20 protein-coding genes are annotated in these 24,964 nt (G+C 60.3%); 9 read left to right on the top strand and 11 right to left on the bottom strand.

Annotated features, from left to right (window positions below):
* The first annotated feature begins 162 nt into the window (after positions 1–162).
* Positions 163–495 (top strand): histone-like nucleoid-structuring protein Lsr2, encoded by a 333-nt coding sequence (locus OG394_RS14155; RefSeq protein WP_328995798.1) that lies wholly within the window; start codon positions 163–165, stop codon positions 493–495.
* Between the two features lie 489 nt (positions 496–984).
* On the opposite strand, the gene OG394_RS14150 is transcribed toward OG394_RS14155, so the two are convergent.
* From OG394_RS14150 to OG394_RS14130, 5 genes are all read right to left on the bottom strand, one after another.
* Positions 985–1,425, bottom strand: a complete 441-nt coding sequence (locus OG394_RS14150; protein WP_328995797.1) for an Imm1 family immunity protein — start codon at positions 1,423–1,425, stop codon at positions 985–987.
* A complete protein-coding gene (locus OG394_RS14145; protein WP_328995796.1) occupies positions 1,418–2,299 on the bottom strand; it encodes a DddA-like double-stranded DNA deaminase toxin in 882 nt (293 codons plus the stop codon). Before OG394_RS14145 ends, OG394_RS14150 begins: the two co-directional genes overlap by 8 nt.
* A gap of 17 nt (positions 2,300–2,316) precedes the next feature.
* Complete coding sequence (locus OG394_RS14140; protein ID WP_328995795.1) at positions 2,317–2,577, bottom strand: hypothetical protein; 261 nt, start codon at positions 2,575–2,577, stop codon at positions 2,317–2,319.
* Positions 2,578–2,948: 371 nt separating this feature from the next.
* Positions 2,949–3,284, bottom strand: a complete 336-nt coding sequence (locus OG394_RS14135) for a hypothetical protein (RefSeq protein ID WP_328995794.1) — start codon at positions 3,282–3,284, stop codon at positions 2,949–2,951.
* An 82-nt stretch (positions 3,285–3,366) separates the two neighbouring features.
* Positions 3,367–3,567, bottom strand: a complete 201-nt coding sequence (locus OG394_RS14130; RefSeq protein WP_328995793.1) for a hypothetical protein — start codon at positions 3,565–3,567, stop codon at positions 3,367–3,369.
* A gap of 378 nt (positions 3,568–3,945) precedes the next feature.
* Between OG394_RS14130 and OG394_RS14125 the strand changes: the two genes are divergently transcribed.
* Positions 3,946–5,262: a hypothetical protein gene (locus OG394_RS14125; protein WP_328995792.1), complete on the top strand. Its 1,317-nt coding sequence runs from the start codon at positions 3,946–3,948 to the stop codon at positions 5,260–5,262.
* Here the strand turns inward: OG394_RS14125 and OG394_RS14120 are convergent.
* Positions 5,236–6,279, bottom strand: a complete 1,044-nt coding sequence (locus tag OG394_RS14120) for a sugar nucleotide-binding protein (protein ID WP_328995791.1) — start codon at positions 6,277–6,279, stop codon at positions 5,236–5,238. The two genes, OG394_RS14125 and OG394_RS14120, sit on opposite strands and share 27 nt — an antisense overlap.
* Positions 6,280–6,602: 323 nt before the next feature.
* Here OG394_RS14120 and OG394_RS14115 point away from each other — a divergent pair, with 323 nt between their 5' ends.
* The 6 genes from OG394_RS14115 (at position 6,603) to OG394_RS14090 (ending at position 17,175) form a co-directional block, all read left to right on the top strand.
* On the top strand, positions 6,603–9,038 hold the full coding sequence (locus OG394_RS14115) for a type I restriction-modification system subunit M (RefSeq protein WP_328995790.1): 2,436 nt from the start codon (positions 6,603–6,605) through the stop codon (positions 9,036–9,038).
* Positions 9,035–10,288, top strand: a complete 1,254-nt coding sequence (locus OG394_RS14110) for a restriction endonuclease subunit S (protein ID WP_328995789.1) — start codon at positions 9,035–9,037, stop codon at positions 10,286–10,288. The genes OG394_RS14115 and OG394_RS14110 overlap by 4 nt, the downstream gene beginning before the upstream one ends.
* Positions 10,285–13,371 (top strand): type I restriction endonuclease subunit R, encoded by a 3,087-nt coding sequence (locus tag OG394_RS14105; RefSeq protein ID WP_328995788.1) that lies wholly within the window; start codon positions 10,285–10,287, stop codon positions 13,369–13,371. The genes OG394_RS14110 and OG394_RS14105 overlap by 4 nt, the downstream gene beginning before the upstream one ends.
* Positions 13,358–14,095, top strand: coding sequence for a M48 family metallopeptidase (locus OG394_RS14100; RefSeq protein ID WP_328995787.1), 738 nt, complete (start codon positions 13,358–13,360; stop codon positions 14,093–14,095). The genes OG394_RS14105 and OG394_RS14100 overlap by 14 nt, the downstream gene beginning before the upstream one ends.
* A gap of 405 nt (positions 14,096–14,500) precedes the next feature.
* A complete protein-coding gene (locus tag OG394_RS14095; RefSeq protein ID WP_328995786.1) occupies positions 14,501–16,099 on the top strand; it encodes an ATP-dependent nuclease in 1,599 nt (532 codons plus the stop codon).
* On the top strand, positions 16,096–17,175 hold the full coding sequence (locus OG394_RS14090; protein WP_328995785.1) for a UvrD-helicase domain-containing protein: 1,080 nt from the start codon (positions 16,096–16,098) through the stop codon (positions 17,173–17,175). Before OG394_RS14095 ends, OG394_RS14090 begins: the two co-directional genes overlap by 4 nt.
* 607 nt (positions 17,176–17,782) lie before the next feature.
* Here OG394_RS14090 and OG394_RS14085 read toward each other — a convergent pair.
* On the bottom strand, positions 17,783–20,020 hold the full coding sequence (locus tag OG394_RS14085; RefSeq protein ID WP_328995784.1) for an SGNH/GDSL hydrolase family protein: 2,238 nt from the start codon (positions 20,018–20,020) through the stop codon (positions 17,783–17,785).
* A 1,612-nt stretch (positions 20,021–21,632) separates the two neighbouring features.
* Here OG394_RS14085 and OG394_RS14080 point away from each other — a divergent pair.
* Positions 21,633–22,061, top strand: coding sequence for a hypothetical protein (locus OG394_RS14080; RefSeq protein WP_328995783.1), 429 nt, complete (start codon positions 21,633–21,635; stop codon positions 22,059–22,061).
* 660 nt (positions 22,062–22,721) lie between these two features.
* Here the strand turns inward: OG394_RS14080 and OG394_RS14075 are convergent.
* The 4 genes from OG394_RS14075 to OG394_RS14060 form a co-directional block, all read right to left on the bottom strand.
* Positions 22,722–23,381, bottom strand: a complete 660-nt coding sequence (locus OG394_RS14075) for a hypothetical protein (protein ID WP_328995782.1) — start codon at positions 23,379–23,381, stop codon at positions 22,722–22,724.
* 159 nt (positions 23,382–23,540) lie between these two features.
* Positions 23,541–24,215, bottom strand: a complete 675-nt coding sequence (locus OG394_RS14070; protein WP_328995781.1) for a pentapeptide repeat-containing protein — start codon at positions 24,213–24,215, stop codon at positions 23,541–23,543.
* 35 nt (positions 24,216–24,250) lie between these two features.
* On the bottom strand, positions 24,251–24,451 hold the full coding sequence (locus OG394_RS14065; RefSeq protein WP_328995780.1) for a hypothetical protein: 201 nt from the start codon (positions 24,449–24,451) through the stop codon (positions 24,251–24,253).
* A 275-nt stretch (positions 24,452–24,726) separates the two neighbouring features.
* Positions 24,727–24,930, bottom strand: a complete 204-nt coding sequence (locus OG394_RS14060) for a hypothetical protein (protein ID WP_328995779.1) — start codon at positions 24,928–24,930, stop codon at positions 24,727–24,729.
* Between the last annotated feature and the right edge of the window lie 34 nt (positions 24,931–24,964).

Below are 24,964 nucleotides of genomic sequence, written 5' to 3'. Positions count from 1 at the left end.
TCCAGCTTGGGGAGGTGGGCGAGTGGTGAATTCTCGGCCCGTTGATGGTGGCCTAGCCCTAATACCGGATGTGGGACGAACTTCCTGTGAAGCCTTAATCTCGACGTGACCTGACGACTTGGTCCGCGTTGGTGTGCTGTGGCGTAGGTTATTCTTTTGGCCATGGCGCAACGCGTAGAAATTCAGCTCACCGACGACCTGGATGGCACCGACATCCCAGCTGGCAAGGGGGACACCATCACCTTCGCCTTGGACGGCAAGACCTACGAGGTCGACCTCACCAACAAGAACGCCGCCGCGCTCCGGAAGGCATTGGCTCCGTACGTGGACGCGGGTCGGCCGTTGAAGAACTCTCGTGGTGCCCGAGTGAAGCGCACTACCGTGGGCTCTGATAGCCGCACCATCAAGGAGTGGGCCCGAGCCAACGGCTATGAGGTCAACGACCGCGGCCGCATACCGAACGAGATCCGCGAGGCGTTTGAAGCGGCAAACTAGGCCGACAGCCGGCGTAGGGCCCTCCGGAGCTTTCTCTGGGGACGAGCTGCGACGCGCCGCCCGCAAGCCTGCGGATGACGAGCGGTCGCGCATCTCGGTAACGATCGGCATGGTTCGAACAGCTGAAGCGGGACACACCCGCTCTGGCGGCGTACCGTCGAAATCCCCCATCGTGTGGCGTCGTACCCCCCAGGCCCACACGGGACGGGTGCCCTGATCCTCGAGACCAGGGCACTCCGTTCGTTCGTGCCGCGCCCGTACGGCGGTACAAGGTCAGACAGGAACCTCTTCTTGTGGCCAGTGAAGCTGCCATTCGACTGGGGCGCGTCCGGTGTCCTTCTTCGACTCCTTGCCCGCATGGCTCGTTGTGGCCGCAGACGGCTGGTTGATCGAGGTGACGTGCCGGACGCGCTAGTTCAAGGATGGTGGACTTCCGCGGCCCGCGGCCAGCATGGTGTCGGCGGCCTGTGGATAACTCAGCCAGATCTATCAGCGGACGCCTTCGGGCCACTCTTTCCACTCGAACGATCCTGGCCGTGAGCCGTTGCCGTCGACAAACTCCCTGACGGCCTGACGGACCTGCTCGATACTGACCTCGGAGTCCTTTGGCCAGGTCTCGCCGTTCGTCGCGTACACATAGAACATCTCTCCGCGCTCGCTGACGGCTCCCGGCACATACCTCACATCCTGATCGTCACCGCCGGCGTAGCGGATGCCGCCAACTTCAGCCTTAGCGTTGATCGCAATGCGCATCTCATGATCAGGTAACCCGGCCATGAGGGGTCGGCCGTCCGCGTACAGCGTGGCAACCGAGTAGTCGAACGTCTCGGCTAGAAGGGCATCAACGAGAGCATCGGCATCGTTCGCGTTGGTGAGTACGACGGGGGCATCGTCGTGCTCATGCCTAAAAAATGCTTCCACCCTACTCATCGTTGCTCCGTTCTTCCGACGTAGGTACGGGGTATGTCTTCTTGAATCCATCTGGACCGAATACCGTCAGGGTAGATCCCGGTGGAAGGATGAGGCCAATAAGTGCGCGGCATCCCCACTTACCCGGGCACGGCAATTTATTGACCATAATGGTTTCGTGTTTTCTGCCTTGCAAGCGCATTCGCATGGCGAACTTCGTCTCGACATGCGACGGGGTGGTGATGCTATCACTGTTCCTTGGGGGAATTCCGCGCTCCCTCAGGAAGTCCGTTGCCTTCTGGAACCACTCATCGTGTTGACCGCTGACTAGATCCTCTTCTTCGCCGTTCTCATTGATCCATTTGCCACGGGTCTTCGGCTGGGTGAGTTCAGAATCTTCGCGGTTCGGAAGCGTCTGCTGTAACCGGTGGCCTTCTTCGTCGCTGATCCGTCGCCCTGGCGGTGCTCCATCCTTCGGACTGTCGTCATCGCCGGCCCCCGCGGGTTTGCCGGACTTCTCGGCTTCCGGCTTCTCCGTGTCCTCGTTCTGCCGGCGCTGTGCGCCTGGTGGGCTTCCAACTGGTGCAATGGGCCTCGGGGCGGTGGAACCTCCGGCCGGTTCTGCCGTGCGAACGCCGCTGACTATCTGTTCAACCCAGGATCGTCCGCGGGCATGTGCCTGTAAGAGGTGGTTGGCAGCTTCTTCGCATCGTCTGGCAGCAGCGTCCAGTTGCGTCGCCGCCATACGAGCATTCTGGTTGCTACTGAGGCTGCCAACCCATCCGGCTGCTTGACGGTACTTGTTGGCTTGATCGTGCAGGTAGGGAACGACGCGGGGAACCTCGTCTAGGGCGGCCAACAGTCGGGCGGCGACCTGTTGCAGCTCCGAAGGCACGGTTCATCCTCCCGGATTTACAGCTGATCGGCGTAGCTGCGACAACCCGCCTCGGCGGAACTGAGCGACTGTATGGCCTGCTCGACGGATTTGCCGGCAGCGTCCAGGAGCGTGGTGATGTCCTTGTCTGCGTTCGTCGCCGAACCCCGGATCAGGGCCTGTACGTTCTCACTGGACTGCTCGAAACGCTGCTTAAACCCTGCAAGGCTGGCAGCTCCCTGACGGGACTGATCTGCCAAACCGTGGAGTTGCATCTTCATCTGCTCGACTTGCGACATAGTTGCCTCACTTCTCGAATCGGTCGATGAACAAGTCCACCGCCGTCCCTCGTCGGCCGCTGATAGATAACGAGGGACGGCGGTGGATCAGGCCTGCACGACTTCTCATCGGAGCTGTGGCTCCGGTCAACGAAACGGTGCGGCCACTCCCGAAGGGGTCCGGCATCGGGAGGTTGGAACGGCTGGCGCGGACAGCCTCGCTCGCATGTTCCGCGCCAGCCGGCCTTTGGGTCCCTGTCCGAGCCGGGAGGGAGCCAGGGGACTCGGGGAAGGCTCGAACAGGGACGCTTTAGTGACGGAACCGGCAGGGTGTGCGGGCGATCCTCCGCACAGTGACGCTGGGACGACGACTTCCCACCGGTTCCGCCAGATCATGTGGTGGTGCTCGCGACGACCACCCGCGCACCCGTCGCCCGCTCGAAGGTGTCCTTGACGTCGTGGGTCACGGCCAGGGCAGCGAAGTGCAGTCGGCTCGGGATAACCACCGTCGTCACCTCGTAGCGGTTGACTGCCGCGATCAGGGCCTCAAACGCGGCCGGCGTCGTCTCAGTTTCCTCGGTGTAGATCGTCCCCATTGCGAAGCCCTCGACTCGGGCGAACTCTTCGAGCTGCGCCCTGATGTCTGCCAGCTCGCCGTCCGTCATGAGCAGGTGTTTCAGGATGTATCCGAGGAGCAGGGGGCGTGTGTAATCGATGCCATTACTCACCGCTCCTCGTCCATCCACTGCCGGAACTTGGCGACGATCCGCTCCCAGACGCGTGCCCACCAGCCGCGGCGGCGCTGCCCCTTCACGAGTCGGCAGCATCTTCAGTCACCACCGCAGTTGCCGGCTCGATCGTCACCCGCAGGCTGGCAAAGCGCCGAGTCATCGCGGCCTGGTACCGCATGGCGGTCGCTGGCTCGGCGGTGTACTCCGCGATGACGTGTTCACCGAACCAAACGCGGACGCAGCGGTCGGTTGGAAGTGGAGCTTCCGCAAGCGTGGTCATCGGCCTCGCACATCCTTCGCGATGTCGCGAACCATGAGGATCGCGAGCACGGCGGTCCCTAGGATCAGCAGCCACATGCGCAAGATCACTGTCAGTCACCTCGTCACTGCGAGAAGTGGAACTTCGATGGACGAGTAGCTTGACGCTCCGTGACCGGTCGGCACCATGAACGACACCGGACACTGGGCTGCCATCTGGCTGCCATTTGGACGCGCCACAGGTCGGAACCCAGGGGCGGATCTGCCGGAGATGACTCCTGGACGCCGCGTGATGCCGCCCACGGCCGTCCTGCCGTCCGTCTGCCATCTCTCGGTCATTAGGGCGCCAAAGACGCGCGAAACGGTCGCCGGGCCCCGACCCGTGGCATACCGTGAATGCGTGGCTACGGCGCAGTACAGAACGCTCCTAGAACAGCTCGTCCGCCAAGGTCGGTGGACGATCGAAGAAACATGCGTGGCGTTCGAGAAGACGGCGCGGGAGATGCGTGAATCGGCAACCTTGTCGCCACGCCAACTCGCCCGGTGGATGCGCGGTGACGTCGGTCAAGCACGGCCGGTGGCACAGCGCGTCGCAGAAGAGTTCTGGGGGCACAGCTTCGAAGCGCTCCTTGGCTCGCCACAGGTGATGTCAGATCACGAGCGTCGAGGCGGAGCGGCAGCGTCGAGCCCATCCGTTGATGTCGAGTCGTTGGAGGCAGCGGCACTCATGGCCGCCCACGAGAGTTTTGAACACGCAGCACGCACCGCCGGCGAAGTAGATCCCGGCGATATCTCCCGACTCCACGAGTCGGTATGGCAGCTTGCCCGGAGGTACCACAGCACCCCGCCGCTTCAGCTTCTTGCTGAAGGGCGGCATATCCGGAACCTGTCCTATTTGCTCCTCGAGCGGACTCGGCGACCAGCCCAGACCGCTGAGTTGTACCTGACCGCTGGCCAGGCTTGCGGGTTGCTTTCGGTGGCCTCGTTCGACCTGGCCCTCTGGGACGCCGCGGAGGAACAAGCCAGATCCGCTCATACCTATGCCGATCTCGTCGGCCACGATGACCTACGAGCGTGGTCACGCGGCACGCAGGCCGTCATCGCCAACTGGCGAGGACAACCACGACGAGCCGTCGACTTAATTGGCGGTGCGTTGTCCGAGGCTCCTTCCGGTATTGCAACCGCTCGCCTGCGGGCGATCGAGGCGCGGGCTTGGGCTGAGCTCGGCCAAGCAGGACAAGTACGCGACTCGCTTCGTCTGGCCGACGATGAGCTCGCCAGCGGCTGGCGTGATGACGACCTCTACGGAGGAACAGGTGGCGAGTTTGGCTGGGGACCCAGCCGGCATGCGGCCTGCGCCGGCACGGCACTGCTCAATGTTGGTCATGCGGACAGCGCGGCCAGTCGCATCCGTGAGGCGATCACGGCGCTTCCAGAAGATCCGCTTGGCGGCCTGGTGCCCGCGCGGGCTCAGATCGACTTGGCGGCAGCCGAGCTAATGGCTGGGCGGCTCGATGCCAGTGCGGCGGCGCTTGACGAAGTCTGGGCGTTGCCGGCACCGCACCGTAGGCAAGGGTTGACAGGACGCCTTGACCAGCTCGCCCGTCACCTGACGAGCCGAGATTGGCGGGACGCTCGCGAGGCTGGTGAACTGCGCGATCGGATCGAGGTCTTCAATGCAGAGGCGACATCACGAAAGGCGCTTCCGAGCGCCTGACGACTGGGCGTGGTCCCACGCGGCGAGGAGTTCCGCCTCCCGTTCGGGGCGCATACCGAGCTGACTTTGCCGCGGGTGGTCGATTAGGCCATCCCGATCCAGTGCCGACTTGAAGTCTCGCAGCGTATCGACAAGAGGTCGGCATCGAAGACCGGCCTCGGCCGCACGCCGGCCATCGACCTGCCAGGTGGCTTCTGGGATTCGCCACAACGGGATCTCGGTCCACTGTCGGACGCCTTGCTCATCCAGCCATTGAGGGTCTACCCACACTGGCTGGGCCCGGCGTCCGGTCAGGTCAAGGCACATGTCGATGAGGTCGCCATAGGTGGCGTGGCCAGCAGGAGCGACGAGGTTGAATGCGCCATCGCGCCCTGCCGCGATCGAATCCAGCAGAAACGTCGATACGTCACGGACGTCGACTGGCTGAATGGGTTGGTCGGACGGCGCTGGCAGCAGCCACGGACCGCCGCGGGCAGCGCGTTCTAGTAGCTTCATCGCACGGCCGACGTACTCGCCCGGCCCCAGGATCACGCCGGGGCGAACGATGAGGCTCCGCCTCGTGCCCTCGGTTGCGGCGTCTTCACAGCCTGCTTTCAGCGTGCCGTACTTGCCGCCAATGGTCATGTCGGCCAGTTCGGGGGAGTCTTTGGTGAACGTGGCTGAGGACGGCCAAAGTGGTGAGGATTCATCGACCGCGGTTGTCGGCCAGTCCTGGTACGCGCTGACCGTAGAAACCAGGACGTACTGCTCAACGCGATCTGCCAGAGCGTTCGTTACCCGCGCGACGTCGATCGGCTCGTACGCGCTCGTGTCGATCACGGCATCCCAGGGACCCGCTTCGGTCAGACGGCGAAGGTCATCAGGGTCGGTCCTGTCGCCGATGACATGCGTGGCACCCGCCGGCGGTTGACCGCTCTTGCCTCGGGAGAAGGCGGTGGCATCCCACCCTCGAGCCAAGACGTCAACGATGAGGGTCCGGCCGAGGAACCAACTGCCACCGAGAATGAGGAGTCGCATGGCGACGATCTTGCCGGATCGGCCAGCCACTGTGGCTCACGGGTATGTCTACTTCCTAGCCCGCTGCCCCGTCTCGACTCTTGGTTGATCGGTGCGGCAACCATCGATGTTGGTCCTCGCTGATCAGAGATGCGGGAACTAGGGTTGGGAACGAGCGACGACGACTGATGATCGACACGAAAGGCAAGCTGGACGATCTTGAGCCTCCTGGTCGCCAGGCGCAATGGGTGAGAGCGGGTTAACTTTAAACTATGTGCTCGATGCAATAAATGATAAACTCACAATAGAATATGAACAAACAAAACACGACAGGAAGACCGGCTGTGGCCCTCAAGAAATCGGATCTCTACAGTTCACTGTGGAAAAGTTGCGACGAGCTGCGCGGCGGCATGGACGCCAGCCAGTACAAGGACTACATCCTGACACTGCTGTTCGTTAAGTACGTCTCCGATAAGGCGAAGGCTGATTCTGACAGCCTGATCGATGTCCCCGAAGGTGGCTCGTTCGATGACATGCTCGCAGCCAAGGGCGACAAGGAAATCGGGGATCGATTCAACAAGATCATCGCCAAGCTAGCCGAAGCCAATAGCCTTCGCAACGTCATCGATCTGGCCGATTTCAATGACGAGGAGAAACTTGGCAAGGGCAAGGAGATGCAGGACCGGCTCTCCAAGCTCGTCACGATTTTCAGTGACCTGGACTTCCGCGGCTCACGTGCGGAGGGCGACGATCTACTCGGTGACGCTTACGAGTACCTGATGCGCCACTTCGCCACCGAGTCTGGCAAGAGCAAGGGGCAGTTCTATACGCCGGCTGAGGTCTCCAGAATCCTTGCCAAGGTGGTAGGTATCAACGCCGCAACTCGTCAGGACCAGACTGTCTACGACCCGACCTGTGGTTCGGGATCGCTGCTTTTGAAGGTCGCCGCCGAGGCACCTCGCGGTATCACCATCTATGGCCAGGAGAAAGACAACGCCACCTGGGCGCTATCAAAGATGAACATGATTCTGCATGGCAACGAGGATGCTGAGATCGCCAAGGGCGATACGATCACTAGCCCGCAGTTTACCAGGGGCAGCGAGTTGCGCACCTTCGATTTTGCCGTTGCCAACCCGCCGTTCTCGGTCAAGTCGTGGGGCAACGGCCTGGAGAACGAGTTCAGCCGCTTCGAGTACGGCCGGCCACCAGAGAAGAACGGTGACTACGCCTTCCTGCTGCACATCCTCAAGTCGCTCAAGAGCACCGGCAAGGCGGCCATCATCCTCCCTCATGGGGTGCTATTCCGCGGGAACGCCGAAGCCACTATCCGCCAGCGGCTGCTCAAGCAGGGCTTCATCAAGGGCGTCATCGGCCTGCCTGCGAACCTCTTCTACGGCACGGGCATCCCGGCCTGCATCGTGGTGCTCGACAAGGAGAACGCCCAAGCTCGCACTGGCGTCTTCATGATCGACGCCTCCAAGGGATTCATAAAGGATGGCCCCAAGAACCGCCTGCGCAGCCAGGATATCCACAAGATCGTTGACGTCTTCAATAAGCAGATCGAGATCGAGCGCTACTCCCGCATGGTGCCACTGGCCGAGATCGCCAACCCGAAGAACAACTACAACCTCAACATCCCACGCTACGTCGACTCATCTGAGCCTGAAGACATCCAGGACCTCCATGCCCATCTGCACGGCGGTATTCCGGACCGCGACCTCGATGCGCTCAGCGGCTACTGGCAGGCCTTCCTGCAGCTGCGCAGCCAGCTTTTCACTCCGAACCGTCCCGGCTATAGCGACCTGACCATCGATATCAGTCAGGTCCAGCAGTCCATCCTCGACTCACCAGAGTTCCAAAAGTTCGCCACCGAGGCTCGTGACCTGACCGCCGAGTGGTTCAATGCCCACCGCGTCGAGCTCGCGAGCATCGACGCCGACACGCAGCCTAACGACCTGATCGCGACCATCAGCGACGATCTGCTCGCCCGCTTTAAGCCCGTCCCGTTGCTGGACGAGTACGACATCTATGAGCAGCTGATGTCGTACTGGCACGACGTCATGCATGATGACGTCTTCCTGATCATGAACGATGGCTGGCTCAACGCTGCCAGGCCGCGCAAGACCATCGAGGATAGGGATCGCAAACTCGCTGAGACCCCGGATCTTGTTGTCGGCTCAGGCCGCAGCGCCACCAAGTACAAGATGGACCTCATCCCGCCGGCACTTATCGTGGCGACCTACTTCGCCGTCGAACGAGTCAAGCTCGACGAACTCACCGCAGCCGCTGAGGAAGCCAGCCGCGCAGTGGAGGAGTACGTCGAGGAGTACGCCGTCGAGGACGGTCTCCTGACCGACGCTTTGGAGGACGACAAGATAACCAAGGCACTCGCCAGTGCGCGGCTAAGGGTAGCCAAGCGCGAAGGCTCCGACCCCGACGAGGTGAAGGTGCTCGAGCAGCTGATTGGGCTCTACGACGCAGAGGCTGCCGCCAAGAAGGTCGTCAAGGACGCCCAGGCCGCGCTCGACAGCGCCACGCTCAAGAAATACGGCGAGCTCAGCGAGAGTGACGTCAAGGGTCTCGTGCTCGAAGGTAAGTGGTTCGCATCAGTCACTGGTCGCGTCTCGTCCGAAGTTGGCTCTCTCACGCTTGCACTTGTTGGCCGGATCGAGGAGCTCGGTGATCGGTACGCTGAGACTGTCGGCGCACTAGACGCGGAGCTCGCCGCTCTCGAAGCGAAGGTCGCTGGCCATCTCCGGGAGATGGGGATCGGCCAATGAGCTCGTCTCGCGACGCACCGACCGACTGGCGTGAGTTCAACCTTGGCGAACTTCTAAGCTTAAGCAACGGAATCAACGCTGATAAGTCGGCGTACGGACACGGCGTGCCGTTTGTGAATGTCCTAGAGGTCATCACGCACGAGTCTTTGCGCGTGCATGACATCCCGGGACGAGTCAATCTTCCAAAGAAGATTCTATCCCGGTACGAGGTGAAGCGTGGTGATGTTCTATTCAACCGCACCTCAGAGACACAGGATGAGGTTGGGCTGACGTCGGTCTACATCGACGACGAACCGATCGTATTCGGCGGATTCGTTTTCCGCGGCCGTCCGATTACGTCGGAGATGGACATCGAATTCTCCAAGTACGCACTGCGAAGCGCGGCTGTTCGACAACAGATCATTTCCCGCGGCCAGGGCGGCATCCGAGCGAACATCGGCCAGCGCGACCTGAAGACTGTACGAGTGTGGCTACCTGAACATCGAGAGCAAGGAGCCATTGCCTCAGCGCTGTCGGACATCGATCGACTGATTCGGAAACTGCAGCGGTTGATCGCCAAGAAGCAGGTGATCAAGCAGGGCATGATGCAGCAGCTTCTGACTGGCCGGACGAGGCTACCGGGGTTTTCTGAGCCTTGGCACGACTTGAACGCCGGAGACATCGGCGTGTTCAAGGGCGGGAGCGGCTTCCCTGTTCGCTATCAAGGGGCGATATCAGGCACGTTTCCGTTCTTCAAAGTTTCTGATATGAACAGGCTTGGCAACGAGCTGTTCATGACCACAGCAAACAACTACATCTCAAATGCTCAGCAAAAAAGTATCGGCGCCGTAGTGATACCAGAGGGCGCGATTGTCTTCGCGAAGGTCGGCGCGGCCGTCTTTCTTGAGCGCAAGCGAATCCTTGCTCAACCAAGTTGCATCGACAACAACATGGCTGCGTTCATGCTCGATGGCGCGAAGGCGAACATCCGGTTCGTGCACTACTCCTTGACAAACTTCCCGTTGGGGTCCCTCGTTGCCACTGGTGCATTGCCGTCACTCAACGGGCGGCAGCTCCGGTCCATCCCGCTGAGGATGCCGAAGGATCTAGATGAGCAGCGTGCTATCGCTGAGGTCCTTGATGAGGCCGATGCCGAGATCGCATCGCTACGCGCTCGCGCTAAGAAGGCTCGCGCCGTCAAGAACGGCATGATGCAGGAACTGCTTACGGGGCGGACACGCCTATCCGTGCAGGAGAAGGCGGCCTCATGAGCGACGTTGGGCAGATTGAGCGTAAGGCGCAGGACCGCGTTGTCAGGCTCTTCGGTGAGCTGTTGGGATACGAGTATCTCGGCAACTGGGAGTATCGCGAGGGCAACTCCAATATCGAGGTCGATCTGCTGACGCAGAATCTCCACGCGCGTGGCTACGACAATAACCTGATCAACAAGGCGATCGAGCAGCTCAAGAAGGCCGCCGCTATCGGTGGCGGCCACGACCTCTACGAGGCCAATCGTGAGGTCTACGACCTACTGCGCTATGGCGTAAAGGTCAAGCGTGGCGCTGGCGAGCAGTTCGAGACCGTCTGGCTCATTGACTGGAGCACACCGGAAGCCAACCACTTCGTGGTGGTCGAGGAAGTCACCATATTAGGTCAGCACACGAAGCGCCCGGATATCGCGCTGTACGTCAACGGCCTGGCCCTAGTTACGCTCGAACTGAAGCGGTCTCGGGTGGCCGTGAGCGAGGGCATCCGGCAGACCATCGGAAACCAGAAGCCAGAGTTCATCCGTCCGTTCTTCTCCACGGTCCAGCTAGTCATGGCCGGCAACGACGTCGAAGGCCTGCGCTACAGCGTCATCGATACGCCGGAGAAGTATTGGCTGGAGTGGAAGGAGCCCTCAGAGCTTCAAGACCCACTCGACCGGGCGCTGCAGCAACTGTGCAGTAAGTCGCGCCTGCTGGAGTTGATCCATGATTTTATGGTCTACGACTCGGGTGTGAAGAAGACTGCCCGGCACAATCAGTACTTCGGCGTCAAGGCGGCGCAGGCCCGGATCGCCAAGCGCGAGGGCGGCGTCATCTGGCACACCCAGGGCTCGGGTAAGTCGCTGACGATGGTGTGGCTGGCAAAGTGGATTCGTGAGCACCAGGACGATGCGAGGGTCCTGCTAATCACCGACCGCACCGAGCTGGACGAGCAGATCGAGAAGGTCTTCAACGGCGTCAACGAGCAGATCTACCGCACCTCCAGCGGCGCGGATCTGTTGGATACGCTGAACAAGTCGACTGAATGGCTAATCGGCTCGCTGGTGCACAAGTTCCGCGGCTCGGACGACGACTCTGCGAGTGACAAGGCAGAGGCCGACTTCATCAAAGAGCTGAATGCCAAGATCCCCAAGGAGTTCCGAGCCAAGGGCAATCTATTCATCTTCGTCGACGAGGCTCATCGCACTCAATCCGGCAAGATGCACAACGCGATGAAGGAGCTGCTACCGGGAGCGATGTTCGTCGGCTTCACAGGCACGCCGCTGCTCAAAGCTGACAAGGCCACCAGCATCGAGACCTTCGGATCGTTCATCCACACCTACAAATTCGACGAGGCCGTCGAGGACGGCGTCGTGCTCGACCTGCGCTACGAGGCCCGCAACATCGATCAGAACCTGACCTCGCCGGCACATGTCGACAAGTGGTTTGACGTCAAGACCAAGGGCATGACCGACCTGTCCAAGGCTGAGCTCAAGAAGCGCTGGGGCACGATGCAGAAGGTCGTATCGTCCGAGCCGCGGGCCAAGCAGATCGTCAACGACATCCTGCTCGATATGGAGACCAAGCCTCGACTCTTGGATGGCCGAGGGAACGCCATGCTGGTTGGCGCGAGCATCTATCAAGCCTGCAAGTTCTACGAGCTGTTCTGCAACGCCGGCTTCACAGGCAAGTGCGCCATCATCACGAGCTATGCGCCCAACCCGAGTGATATCTCCAAGGAAGACTCGGGCGAGGGCAAGACCGAGAAGATCCGCCAGTACGACATCTACCGCAAGATGCTGGCCGACCACTTTGGCGAGCCCCAAGACGTGGCCATGACCAAGGTCGAGCAGTTTGAGAAAGAGGTCAAGGAGCAGTTCCTCAAGAACCCCGGCCAGATGCGCCTCCTCATCGTGGTCGACAAGCTCCTGACCGGCTTCGACGCCCCGAGCGCGACCTACCTTTACATCGACAAGAAGATGCGCGACCACGGCCTGTTCCAAGCCATCTGCCGCGTCAACCGCCTCGACGGTGACGACAAGGACTACGGCTACATCGTCGACTACCAAGACCTGTTCAACTCGCTTGAGAATGCCATCACCGACTACACATCCGGCGCGCTCGACGGCTACGAGAAGCAAGACATTGAAGGGCTGTTGTCCGATCGCGTCGATAAGGCCCGCGAGGACCTCGACGAGGCGCTAGAGAAGGTTCGCGCCATCTGCGAGCCAGTGGCGCCGCCGAAGAACACGCTGCAATACCAGCAGTACTTCTGCGCTGCCGAACAGGGAAGCGCCGAGCAACTCAAGGCCAACGAACCCAAGCGCGTCGAGCTCTACAAGGCTGTCGCGGGCGTCACCCGCGCTTACGCCAACCTCGCCAACGAAATGACAGACGCTGGATACACGGCCGACGAAGCCGAGGCCATCCGCTCGGAGATCGCCCACTACGCCGCCGTGCGTGACGAGGTGAAACTTGGCGCCGGTGAGGACGTCGACTTCAAGCAGTACGAGGCGGGTATGCGCTTCCTGCTCGACACCTACATCCAGGCCGGCGCCTCAGAAGTGGTCTCCAACTTCGAGGACACCGGACTCATCGACCTAATCGTCCAGCTAGGGGCGGGGGCTATCGACAAATTGCCCGAGGGCATCAAGAAGGATCCCGAGGCCGTCGCTGAGACGATCACCAACAACATGCGCAAGGTGATTATCGACGAGCGCGCGATGAACCCCAAGTACTACGACAAGATGTCCGAACTGTTGGACGCCCTTCTCGACCAACGTCGCCAAGGTGCGTTGGACTACCAGGCGTACCTTGCACAGCTCCTCGAAGCAGCTAGGAAGCTCGGCACCAAGGAGTCCGACACGAAGTACCCTGACTGGGCTGACGACGGCGCGAAACGTGCCCTGGTCGACCTCCTCTTTCCCGACGAGCACCTCGCCATAGAGGTCGACACCGTCATTCGGCAGACTAAGCCCGACTCATGGGTCGGCAGCCGCATCAAGGAGCGCAAGGTCCGCAAGGCCATCAAGAGCACACTTCCGCCGGACTTCGACCGTCTTGATGAACTGTTTGAGCTGGTGAAGGTACGTCATGAGTACCGCTAGCGCCTACCTGACCGTTCGCGGCATCGATATCGACATCATCTACAAGGACATCAAGAACCTGCACATCGGCGTCTACCCGCCCATGGGTCGCGTCCGCGTGGCGGCACCCGAACGACTCGACGACGAGCACGTGCGCTTGGCTGTGATCCAACGCCTGTCGTGGATCAAGAAGCAGCGCGAACAGATGCGCGCAGCCCAGCGCCAGACCGAGCGCGAGATGATCACGGGGGAGTCACACTACGTCTGGGGAGTCCGCCACCGGCTCAAGGTCATAGAACGGCCAGGGCGAGCCCATCTTGAAGTCGATGGCGAGCGTCTGCTGCTGTATGTCCCCGAGGCCACATCGCCAGAGCGCCGTCGCGAACTCCTCGATCATTGGCACCGTGAGCAACTGCGCTCAGCAATCCCTGATCTGATCGCCCGATGGGAACCGATCCTAGAAGTGTCGGTGCCACGGTGGAGTATCCGGCGCATGAAGACCAAGTGGGGATCGTGCAACCGCGAGACCGGTCATATCTGGTTCAACGTGGAGCTGGCGAAGAAGCACCCCGAGTGTCTCGAATACATCCTCGTCCATGAGATGACGCACTTGCTAGAACGCAACCACGGGCAACGTTTCACCAAGCTCATGGACAAGTTCCTGCCGAGCTGGAGAAGCCGCCGCGATCAATTGAACGAGGCGCCGCTGGGGCATGAAGAATGGTCGTACGGAGAGCAAGGCTGAAGATGGGTTCGCCGCCGGGCCTCTTGACACCTTGGCGATGAAGCGGACGCGAGCCTGCGCGCGGTACGTCGAGACCGGTGGCCCTATAGGCCTCGATGCCGGGCAGCTATTTCTCCCTAGACCGAGCTACGCGTGTTGGCTCCGGATGGTCACGATCTGCAACCGAAGTCTTGGCAACCCTGCGTAGCCAAGGCATAGTGCTGTGCCTGGGGAAGGTGCCGATCCACTGGCGTGGAGCGGTAGGTGCAGTCTCGATGGGTTGGGGGCGATCCAGATTCAGGCGAACGAGGCATTTGCTAGCTGTCGATTGCTGCGGGCAACTCCACCGGGCGAATACCAAGACGACGGCGAGTGGCTAAATACTTGCCGTCGCCTCGCGAATATATGCCATAATGAGACATACGTATGATCGAACGAATCGTCATCAAAGGCTACCGCGTATTCAAGGACCTAGACCTGCAGCCTAATGCTGGCATGAATATCATTGTCGGCGATAATGAGGCGGGCAAGTCGACCTTGATGGAAGCTATCGCGATGGCGCTGACAGGTCGAATCAATGGCAGGTGGGCTCGGGAAGAGCTCAATCCATACTGGTTCAACCAAGATGTGGTGGCGCAGTACTTCACATCTCTTGCGACGGATGAGCCGCTTCCCCTGCCAGAGATTCTAATCGAGCTCTACCTGTCGAACGAAGACGATGCATTGCAGCCGCTACTGGGCGTACACAACTCCCGCCAAGAAGGTGTGCCAGGCGTGAGGCTCAAGATTACGCCGTCGAACGACTTCGCAATCGAGTGCGCGGAGTATCTTGCGAGTGAAGATAGGCCTGAGATTCTTCCCGTCGAGTTCTATGATGTGGAGTGGCTCGATTTCTCCGATGCGCCGTTGAAGCGGCGTCCCAAGGGATTGGGCGTATCAGTCATCGACTCTCGCACGATTCGATCGACATCAGGCGTGGATTACCACACGCGCGAGATGTTGGGCGACTATGTTGACGCGAAGGAGCGGGCAGCGATCTCCGTAGCCCACCGGAACGCTCGTCATACCATCACGCGGACGACGCTCAACAATGTCAATGAGCGGATCGCTGCCGAAGCTCCGGGTATCCATGACCAGGCTATCGGCCTCCAGATGGACCAGTCGGCTAGTGCATCTTGGGAGTCTGGCATCGTGCCGCAGGTCGCCGACGTCCCGTTCGCGATGGCCGGCCAAGGCCAGCAAGCGGCTATCAAGGTGGCGCTTGCTATGAACCGCACTGCCACTGGAACTTCGTACGTGCTGGTCGAGGAGCCTGAAAACCACCTCTCTCACACCAGCCTGACGAAGCTCGTGTCACGTATCGAGACCCTCGCTGGCAGCCGTCAAGTCTTCCTGACCACCCACAGCTCGTTCGTATTGAACCGGCTCGGCCTCGACAAGCTCATCCTCTTGCACGAGGGCAAGAAGGCTGAGTTCGGAGATCTCCCAAAGGAGACGGTCAAGTACTTCAAGAAGCTGTCTGGCTACGACACACTCAGACTGGTCTTGGCCAAGTCGATCGTCCTGGTTGAAGGACCATCTGACGAGATGCTGTTCGAGCGCGCCTTCCTTGACGAGCATGGCGTGACGCCGATCTCGCGTGGTGTTGATGTGATCTCGATGGGCGGTGTCGCCCTCGGGCGCAGCCTAGCCGTCTGTGCGGCATTGGGACGCCGAGTGGCCGCACTGCGCGATAACGACGGAAAGACCGCCGATCATTGGAAGGCGCTGTACACCGAGTACTTGGAGGACGGCGTCCGCGAGCTGTTCATCGGCGATCCTATGGACGGGACTACGCTCGAGCCCCAGTTGATCAAGGCCAACGGCGAGGCTCACGTACGTACGGCGCTGGGCTACACCGGGGCCAAGACCGTGGCGGCTTACATGACGGACAACAAGACCGAGGCTGCGCTGCGCATTGCCGAGTCAACGACTCACGTGAAGTTTCCTCCCTATCTGCTAGATGCGATTGAGTTCGTCGTATGAACAAGGTGATCCTGGCGGTTGCAGGATCTCGCAAGACCCAATCGATCGTCGACGCCTGCGCCAGTGCACCGGAAGGTCGTCGCATCCTGGCGCTCACCTTCACCCTCACTGGACAGGCGGAGCTCACGGGCCGCCTGCAAAAAGCATGTCCTGCCGGCGCCATGCCGGAGGTCATGGGCTGGTACTCATTCCTTCTCAGACATTGGGTTCGCCCGTTCCTCCCGATCGTCTATCCCGATCGGCGCTTGCGAGGATTCAACTTCGATGGTGAGTCGGCAAAGGGTCGGTATGCCTCAGGGGAAGAGCGCTTCCTCGATAGGGACGGCCGCGCTTACAAGCTGCATCTCTCCAAACTCGCGACAGATGTGTCTAAGGCGAGTAAGGGGATGGTCGTTAATCGACTCCAGCGCATCTATGATGAAATCTACATCGATGAGGTTCAGGATCTGACCGGTTGCGATCTCTACGTTCTAGAAGAGCTAATGCGATCGACAATTGACCTAACCGTGGTCGGGGATATCCGCCAGTCAGTGTTCGACACCAATCCCCGTGACCGAAACCTGCCACAGTACCGCGGGATAAACATGCTCGATTGGTTTGCTAAGCATGAGAAATCTGGTGCTCTTGTGATCGAGCACTCAACTCAGACGTGGCGCTCCAATCAGCAGATCGCGACGTTCTCGGATTCGATCTTTCCGAACTCTCTCAATTTCGCGCCGACGGAATCTATGGAGCGGGCCGCGACGGCACACGATGGGCTGTTCGCACTAGCGCCGCATGACTTGTCAGATTACGTCGAACAGTACGATCCTCTTTGTTTGCGATACAGTAAGACCACTGCAGCCGACGTTGATCTTCCGTTCAGAAACTTCGGGGTCGTTAAAGGCATAACCGTCGATCGGGTGTTGATATATCCTACGAAGCCGATCGCCAAGTTTCTGACTTCTGGCGCAGCGCTAGCTCCGAGTACCGCCTGTGGTCTCTATGTCGCCGTCACTCGTGCTCGCCACAGCGTCGCCTTTGTCTTAGAAAACCCTGCAAAGTATAGCTTGCAGATATGGGAATCAAAAGGCTAATTACTTACTCGGGATTGTCCAGGTGCCGAAGGGAATGAAGGTCGGCCCGATTCACATTTGCGCTCCCCGCTGTCAGCCTAGCTAAAATGCTAAAGGCTAGGAGCTATGTGAAGAATGCGCTAATATAATATTATGATTGCTACACCGAAACCACGAACCGGAGGATATAAACTAAACCTAAAGCTGTTGATAACGGGAGGCGTCCTGTTTGTCGCCTGGCCCATAGTCATCGCGCTGTCATCTGGCCACTTGTTCTACTGTGGCTTAGCGAATGCCAGCGGGTGTGCCGATGCTGGAAATTGGCAAGATACGTTGTCCCTCGGCCCAACGGTTATTGGCGCTTTCATCCTTTCGCTCGCGTTCTTCTACAACGCGAAGTTCGATAGAGTCTTGAAGGTTGGCGGTGTCATTGCAGCTACCCTGGCGTTGTCTTTCCTTGGATATTGGCTTACGTTCATGTGGTTTTGGGTAGAGATGTGGCTTCGCAACACTCTGGCATACTGATAGATCGACCAATTCAAGAACATCAAGACATGAAGTAGCCCCCAGTTCCCGCAAAGCCTTTCGGCAGATGGGAACTGAGGGCATTTTGGCTCTTCAGGCAAGCTCAGCTAGAAGCGTTAATTGTCCCTCCTACGATCGTCGCATAGGCGTTCTGCCCAAGCTGGTTCGGATGGAAGATGTACCTCCGATCGGGATTGATCTGATCGACGTTCTGGAAGTAGGACGTGGTGCTAACACCACAGATCTCGCGTCCCACGAATGGCGAGGTCGCCGGGTCGTTCATGAAAACGAATCGAAGGCGGGTATTGTCCGTACTCAAGGCGCGAAGCTCGAAGATCTTCTGACTGATCTTCTCGTTCAACTTCTGCACGATGTCTCGTGCCGCCCGAGCGTCACCCCACCTGGTGGCTCCGTCCTGCATGTAGACGCATCGAATATCGTCGGGAGCGGAGACGGGCTTATCCGCGATAACCTGCGGGTACCCAACAACGTAGATCTTGGCGTTCGGAGCGTACTGGAGAATCTTCTTGTACGTCGTCTCCAGCTTGCCCGGGATCTCGTTGTTGATCTTGTTGAGCGCCGTGTTGTACGCAGCGCTCCCGACGTCGCACGTGCTGATGACGCACTGCGTGGCGAAGTCGGAGAAGCCCATGTCGTTTCCACCGATGCTGATGGTCACGAGCTGGATGGTTGGATCGGGGTTTAGGCCGATCTGGATTCCTTCATTCGCCTGCGGAAGATCCCAGACGTTATCGGTCACTGCCCCCGAGCAAGCTCGGAAGCCGTTGGTGCCAAATGGAGGGATCTTAGCGCTTGTACCGGCAATCAGCCGGGCATAGGCCGCGGTGCTTCGGTGACACGTATTGAGTCCAGTCTCGTCCGTCCCGCTCTCAAAGGGAGGGACGCCTTCACCGGACGAAAACGAGTCGCCGAGTGCAACGTAGGGCGAAGCCGGCCACGGGGGCGTCTCAATCACTGCACCACGTGGGTAGTCAAGACCAAGCCCAGTTATCTTGACCGGGTAGACCTTGACGTTTCCAATCGAAGAGCCGGTGCAACCGCCAGCGCACTTCTGTGCCGGGATGTAAAGCGTCCCCGGTCCTATGGTGGATGAGGCTGTTGAGGCCTTGATCTTGTAGCCGTACACCTCGCCCTGCGTGTTGTCGCTGTTTCCGCTCATGACCTTCGGAGCTTGCAGGACATCCCCGTTGTAGGCGCTGAAGACATCGATCGTGATGTACGGCACGTTGTACGGGGAGAAAGTGAGATACTTCTTCCAGTCGCGGACAAGTACCAGTTTCCCGGAGGTGTCGACGGTGACGTAGTTGTTGCCCGCCAAGTCTCCGGCGCTGTTCTGCTTGGGAAGTTCGATTTCCTTGATCTTCTGGCCGACGGAGTTGAGGAAGAACATCACCTGCATGTACTCGGACGGTACCGTGGGTACGCCTCCGACCATCTTTTGCCGTTGACCCCAGACCACCGCGCCACCACCGGGTGTCGGAAAGGTGAGCCAGGGACTGGCGCCATTACCGAAGGTTGATTCGGATGCAGTCCATTTCACCGTCTTGGTGAGCGGGTTGTACGCGCTTACCTTGAAGCTCGCGGTACTTCCCGATCCGACCCAGGTTGGGTAGAAGAGCAGGCCATCAGCATCCATGGGGAAGTTGAGGTCGCCGGTGTAAGCACCCTGTGGCGCACCGAGATTCTTGCCGCCGTAGGTGTAGTAGTTGACCTTGGTTCCGTAGTCCCAGATGACTGCGATGCCGAATGTGGTCGCCCGCAACTGGTCGCCGCACCGGCCGAGAGCTGGGATGTCCAGCACCTTCTTGGGCTGAGTCTGGCCTGGCTCCACTTCGGGCGAGAGCCCGATGAGTCGCTTGGCACTGTTGATGACGTAGATGTTGCCATCCGCGCCAACCACTGGCCATGAGCCAGAGCAGTTGACCTGATACCTCCACTTCTCGACGTTGTTGTGGTACGCCTGCAGATAGGTGCTGGCGTTTGCCGCCCCGTACAGGTCGCCGACCTTGTCGACAACCGGCCGATTGAGGCAGTTGTTGACATGATCTAGATGACGTGTCTCCGTTCCGGCTGCGCCGTAGGTGACAACGTCCTGGTAGACAAGTCCGCTATCGGTGTGCGTCGATCCGCACCCGATCGTCACGTCGCCCTGAGGGCTGGTTGTGAGCGGGTATCGGTCGGCGTTTGCGGTGACCGGAGGCCACTGCAATTCCGGCACGGACTCTGCCGCTGCAGCCGTCCCCGAAGAGACGTACACAATTAGCGACGCCAGTACGCCCGACAGAGCGAGCGGTACTGAGATGCGTCGTGTTTTAGACATGCGTGTTCCACCAACTTTCATTTTTGCCTAGTTGTGAATGAGCGAGAACGAAATAGGGGCAACGTTTTTGCGCGTCGCCTCACCTGATATCGGTTCTCTTTAATAGCCTGAAGAGCCTTACTGCTTATAACACAATTGGATCAATTTCCAAAGCATGAACAGAATGCAAAGCGCCCCTAATTCCGCGTGGAATCAGGGGCGCTTTAGAGTGAAGAAAGTAGGGTCGCTCAGCGTGGGTTACGGGGCGGATCTGCCCTTACGCCGGCCGCCATGAAACTTGATGAATCATGGGAGTGGTTTAATAGAGCGCTCGGCATGAACGGTTGATCAGGGAGTTCGCCCTCATCGTTCCCGGCCGTGGGTGTCGCGTGTTGATATATGACGATCGCGGAGCCTTGCTAGTACGGTCTTCGCGTTTACGCCCATCCTCTCCCCAATCCGTGCCAGAGACCATCCGCCTTCGTACAAGCGGACGGCTTCATCGATCTGTTCAGGGGTGAGCCCACGTTGGCGCATAGCGATACCTTGTCGGTGCAGGATCTGGCTGACGGTTTGGCGCTTGATGCCGAACCGTGCCCCGAGTTGCGAGACGCCGAGCCCGTCTTGGTAGCCAGCGACTAGTTCGCTGATCTGATCAGGCTTGAGCTGTTTCGCTGAACCCGGCATGGGGGCTGTCGGACGGGCTGGGTGTGTCGGACCTGGCAGGGACTTCAGGAGGCGTTCCAGGTCACTGACCTGCGATCGGGGGTTGTAATACCGTCCCGGTACCTCCACCAGCAGTACTCGCAGGCCAGGAGGCACTTTCGCCCCTGGCCTGTTTTCGTTGGTGGGGCCTGCGGGAGAAGTTCGGGAGAAGCTCTCGCCTCCCGCCACTTTGCAGCACGCTTGGCCGAGTCTCGCTGTGCATCGTCGGCGGTGTCCTTAAGTGGCTACTCAAACATGCCCGGCAAGGCAGATGGTCTCGCGACTGCGGAGACGACACATCGTCGGCCGATATCGAGAACCTCGCGGTTGTTCTCCCGACCTCCTGACAACTTTCTCTACGTCTTCAAGACGGGCCCCGGGGGCCCGAATGCGCGCCGCCACCATAGGACCGGGGGGAGCGGGGCAGCCCTAGGGGCTCCTCGCCTAAAGGCTCATCGATCCCGTTCCCCGTTGGCTTGGCGCGCACGTGCCAACGAGGTGCCGGTCGAAGACAGCAGAACTCTCCATCAACGATCGACGCCCTGTCGATGTACCGCTCATCCCGGAGGCCGGCAAACCATGTCCGCTGCTGACGTGGTTTGCCGTCTGACCCTTGGCTCCCGCATCGCCCCGCTAGCGATCATGGGAAGTGCGGTTCGGCCCGGTACGCGCTCAAGGCGCGCCTCCGGCGTCGCTCAGCGATCGAGCAAGCTCGCCCCTGACCCGCACCGAACCGAACCTAAGGTCGGCGGCTATCGGGGCGATGCGGGAGGACTGCCCGCGCCCTTGACACCTAACTGTCAGCTGGTTGCACTCGATATCGCGCCGGTGTATCGGCGATCTATGGTGCGTCCCGAGGAGTTGAGGAACCATGGCTGACACTCGATACCGGGTCACGGCGGCATCCATCCTGCTCCATCCACGCCAAATGCTGACACCCGAGGAGATCCCGCATGTCCGACCGGCGTGGACTGTTCCATCCGAGACCGAGTGGCTTGTCAGGGAAGTCCATGTGACCAGGGGGATGCTGCTACCCCCCAGCGTGAACCCTCCCGACGTCGCGCAACTATTGAAGGCTGGCCTCATCGAGGCGGTCGAGCCCGCCTCCCAGCAGAGCCTGAGAGATGCCCTCTTCGCCTGGGCCAACAGCAACGCACAACTGACAGGCCGAATCAAAGAACTCGCCCTGACGGAGTCCGATGATGCGGACCCGACCAACACGCGCCGCCAAGCAGCTCTCAGCGCCACCGTCGAGGCGATCCGTATGGTTCAAGCCGCTCGCGCTGAGGTCGCTGGGGTTTACCGAGATCTGCACGTGGAGGTGCCGCAGGGGTTCGACGCCGGCCCATCCACGTGAACCTGGCGCCGTGACGGATCCGCTTGACACGTGGGTGTCAAACAGCGCTAGGATCTCGCGCTCTGTGGGTGCAGCAGTAAAGTGCAGCAACCAGAGCAACCGGGACCGGCCACGGTATACCAGCCACGACCTCAGCAGAGCCTGGAGTAATCGACGGTGGCTCTGTTGCCCCGAGTTCGCAACGAGGAGGCGTGGTTGCAGTTCGCCCCTGTTCATCGGTGACCGGAGGGGTACCGGCAAAGCTGGCCACGGCTCCCACGGACGACCACGGACGGTCGAGGATGGGGTTAGGTCGAACTTAAACCTCGCTGCCCGGTGGGAGAGTTTTGGGAGTCGCACCCGCGTAACAACCGCATCCAACAGTGCGTAACGCGCATCAACCAGCGGCCGCAATCGCCTTGTATGGTTGCGATCTGCCCTGGTCGAGCGTGCAAGCAGTAGGTGACCAGCGCCCATGGCATGGAAGAGGTCAGGGGTTCGAATCCCCTAAGCTCCACAATCAGCCGGCCTTCCGCATAGGGGCCGGTTTTTGCTTGTACGACCAGCCCCGCGCGGGCTCCTACGTCGCCTGCTCCCAGTCCGCCGCTCCTCCGTCGCGGCCCGCGCTCGGCTGCGGGCACGCTCAGGCTGGCGTGACCGCTCGGGCCTGTCCGGCCACGTTCAGAGCTGTTCGATGATTTCCAGCCCGTAGCGCCGAACTGGAAGGGCGAGCTCTGTCAGCTCTCCGTTGTCGGCGAACCGGAGGAACCGCACAGCCGCGGCGAGCGACGCGATACGTCCGGTTGGCGTGTCCAGGAATTTTGCGAGCGCGCCTTGGATTCGTTGGGCAGTATCCGGGTGCGTCAGCGTTGCGCACAGCAGGCTGGCGGCGTCGTACCCCGCTGGTGCTCGGCCCCATGTCTCCCAGTCGAGGATGAAGAGCCGTGGGGCCGTGAGGTTGCCCCAGTGCAGGTCGCAATGCGCCGCCGTCCACGGCACCGAGGCGACATTTACGTCGATGCCGAAGAAGGCAGTGATGCCGTCGTTCACGTAACCCGCGTCCATCCCGCCATCAGGAACAGGGTGCGTAGACAGCGCCTGTAAGGCCTGGTCAAGGTCGTTAAGCCATTGCTCGGACAGTGGCGGTTCCGCAGTGGGAGTCATGCCGGAGGAGATGGCTGCATCGGCAACAAAGGTGCTGACCTCGCCGCGAATCCTGCGGCCGTTGTCCTTCCACTCACTCCACCGTTTGACCGTAGGCTTCGGGACGCCGTGGATCTCGTTGGCCGCTACGTTGCGGTCAAGGTAGTCGCCGTCGCCCCATTCGGGGTCGTCGTACACCACACGCAGCCAAGCGTCCTCGCCTGCATCTGTGACGTGGCAACCAACCGAGTGGAAGCGCGATATGAACTGGTGTGCCCACTCGCTCGACGCCGAACTCTTGTGCCGCCCAGTCCAGGTGGCCTTCCATCCAGGCGCGCCGCCGCCGCCCGTCGTCGGTCACTGACCGTTCCTGTCGGGATAGCGCAGGTCGAGTTCCGACACGAGAGCCTCGGCAAGCTCTTGTCGCTGTACAGGGGTGACCAAAATGCCGTTCAAGTTGCCGGCTCCGCGGATGGTGGACAGATCGTTGCCGCGGAAGTCGAACCCTGTATAGATGCCGCCGTCGAACTCAACGTTCTGCAACGTGCAGCGTGACATGTGACCTGCGGGGAACTCCGACCCCCGGAAGGTAACGTCCTTGAGTCGGGTATCGATGAAGACTATCGGGGCAGTCGCCTGTACTGAGTCAAAGGTTGTGTACTCGAGTCGACAACTCTGAAAGACGACGCTGGCCCACTTGTTCTCGATGAAGTTGGCACCCAGGATCTTGCAGTTGCGGAACACCACGCGGGACAGAGTGCAGTCCATCCAATCGCTCGACGCCAACACACATTGTTCGATCAGCACAGACTGGAGCGCGACGCGATCGAAGGTCACGCGCTCAGCGTCGATCTTCGACAGTCGACCGCCCACCAAGGTCCGTTCCGTCACCACCAGATGGCGAACAGCCCTGTCTGCGTAGTCGAAGTCTGCCAGCGATCCGTCGCCTTCCAGGCTGTCGATTTGGCGCAATTCGGCCTCGTCGATATGTGGCTTCAGCACCTGCGCGAGTCCGTACTTTTCTAACTCCATCGATACCCGATCATCAGGATGACTAGGAACGCCGACTAGTTCTTCTTACGGAAGTAGACCGTCTTCTTCTTGAATGGTTTTGGCTTCTGGGCCCAGTTGTCCCAGCTTGACTTGTTGTTCCACCCCACCAGTGTGCCGTCAGGTCCCTCACGCTCAGGCGCCGACTTGCGCCGAGCCTCGATCATGTCGGCGATGTAGGCCTCATCGGTGGTGGCCAGTTGTTCAAGGATCGTCATATCGCGTTGCTCCTTTCGCTCAGGTCATGAAAGAGGCCCTTTCCCTACCCGGGAAAGGGCCTCTGACCTCCGGTGGAGCTTAGGGAATTCGAACCCCTGACCTCTTCCATGCCATGGATTTCCGGCCCGTGGTCACAGCCGACGTGCAACTTGAAACCCGTCCGTTGACGTCCAGGGTTATCCACCAAGGTGCACTGCGGTTGCCTCTCGATTTGCCTCCCCACCCATGCCAACTGAAGTCGAGTTTGTGCAGGCAGGGCGCAAGGTTGGAGTGACTACCGTTCCCGGGGCAGTACCTGGTCCATCGCATCCGCTCTTTCAGTGAGCACCGGACGCAGCTCGTGGCGGTAGACGACCTCGGTGACCTGAGTGCTCTTGTGGCCGACCAGGAGCGAGATCTCGATGCCGACCCCGTGAGCACTGAGCAACGAGACGAAGCTGTGCCGCAGCTCGCGCGGCGTCCAGTCCTTGCTGTTCAACCCCCGGAGTCAGGGCAACTACTCGTCGGAACTC

Origin of the sequence: Kribbella sp. NBC_01245 (assembly GCF_036226525.1) — a bacterium.
In the GTDB taxonomy this organism is placed as follows: Bacteria; Actinomycetota; Actinomycetes; order Propionibacteriales; family Kribbellaceae; genus Kribbella.
Note: the sequence above shows the minus strand (reverse complement) of the source record. Positions and strands in the feature narration are given on the sequence as shown.

Excerpts from the sequence above, each read along its gene's own strand:
- OG394_RS14130 (WP_328995793.1), bottom strand. The coding sequence starts at position 3,567 with ATGACCACGCTTGCGGAAGCTCCACTTCCAACCGACCGCTGCGTCCGC.
- OG394_RS14085 (WP_328995784.1), bottom strand. The coding sequence starts at position 20,020 with ATGTCTAAAACACGACGCATCTCAGTACCGCTCGCTCTGTCGGGCGTA.
- OG394_RS14120 (WP_328995791.1), bottom strand. The coding sequence starts at position 6,279 with ATGCGACTCCTCATTCTCGGTGGCAGTTGGTTCCTCGGCCGGACCCTC.
- OG394_RS14095 (WP_328995786.1), top strand. The coding sequence starts at position 14,501 with ATGATCGAACGAATCGTCATCAAAGGCTACCGCGTATTCAAGGACCTA.
- OG394_RS14150 (WP_328995797.1), bottom strand. The coding sequence starts at position 1,425 with ATGAGTAGGGTGGAAGCATTTTTTAGGCATGAGCACGACGATGCCCCC.
- OG394_RS14155 (WP_328995798.1), top strand. The coding sequence starts at position 163 with ATGGCGCAACGCGTAGAAATTCAGCTCACCGACGACCTGGATGGCACC.
- OG394_RS14110 (WP_328995789.1), top strand. The coding sequence starts at position 9,035 with ATGAGCTCGTCTCGCGACGCACCGACCGACTGGCGTGAGTTCAACCTT.
- OG394_RS14070 (WP_328995781.1), bottom strand. The coding sequence starts at position 24,215 with ATGGAGTTAGAAAAGTACGGACTCGCGCAGGTGCTGAAGCCACATATC.
- OG394_RS14100 (WP_328995787.1), top strand. The coding sequence starts at position 13,358 with ATGAGTACCGCTAGCGCCTACCTGACCGTTCGCGGCATCGATATCGAC.
- OG394_RS14080 (WP_328995783.1), top strand. The coding sequence starts at position 21,633 with ATGCTGACACCCGAGGAGATCCCGCATGTCCGACCGGCGTGGACTGTT.
- OG394_RS14105 (WP_328995788.1), top strand. The coding sequence starts at position 10,285 with ATGAGCGACGTTGGGCAGATTGAGCGTAAGGCGCAGGACCGCGTTGTC.
- OG394_RS14140 (WP_328995795.1), bottom strand. The coding sequence starts at position 2,577 with ATGTCGCAAGTCGAGCAGATGAAGATGCAACTCCACGGTTTGGCAGAT.
- OG394_RS14090 (WP_328995785.1), top strand. The coding sequence starts at position 16,096 with ATGAACAAGGTGATCCTGGCGGTTGCAGGATCTCGCAAGACCCAATCG.
- OG394_RS14065 (WP_328995780.1), bottom strand. The coding sequence starts at position 24,451 with ATGACGATCCTTGAACAACTGGCCACCACCGATGAGGCCTACATCGCC.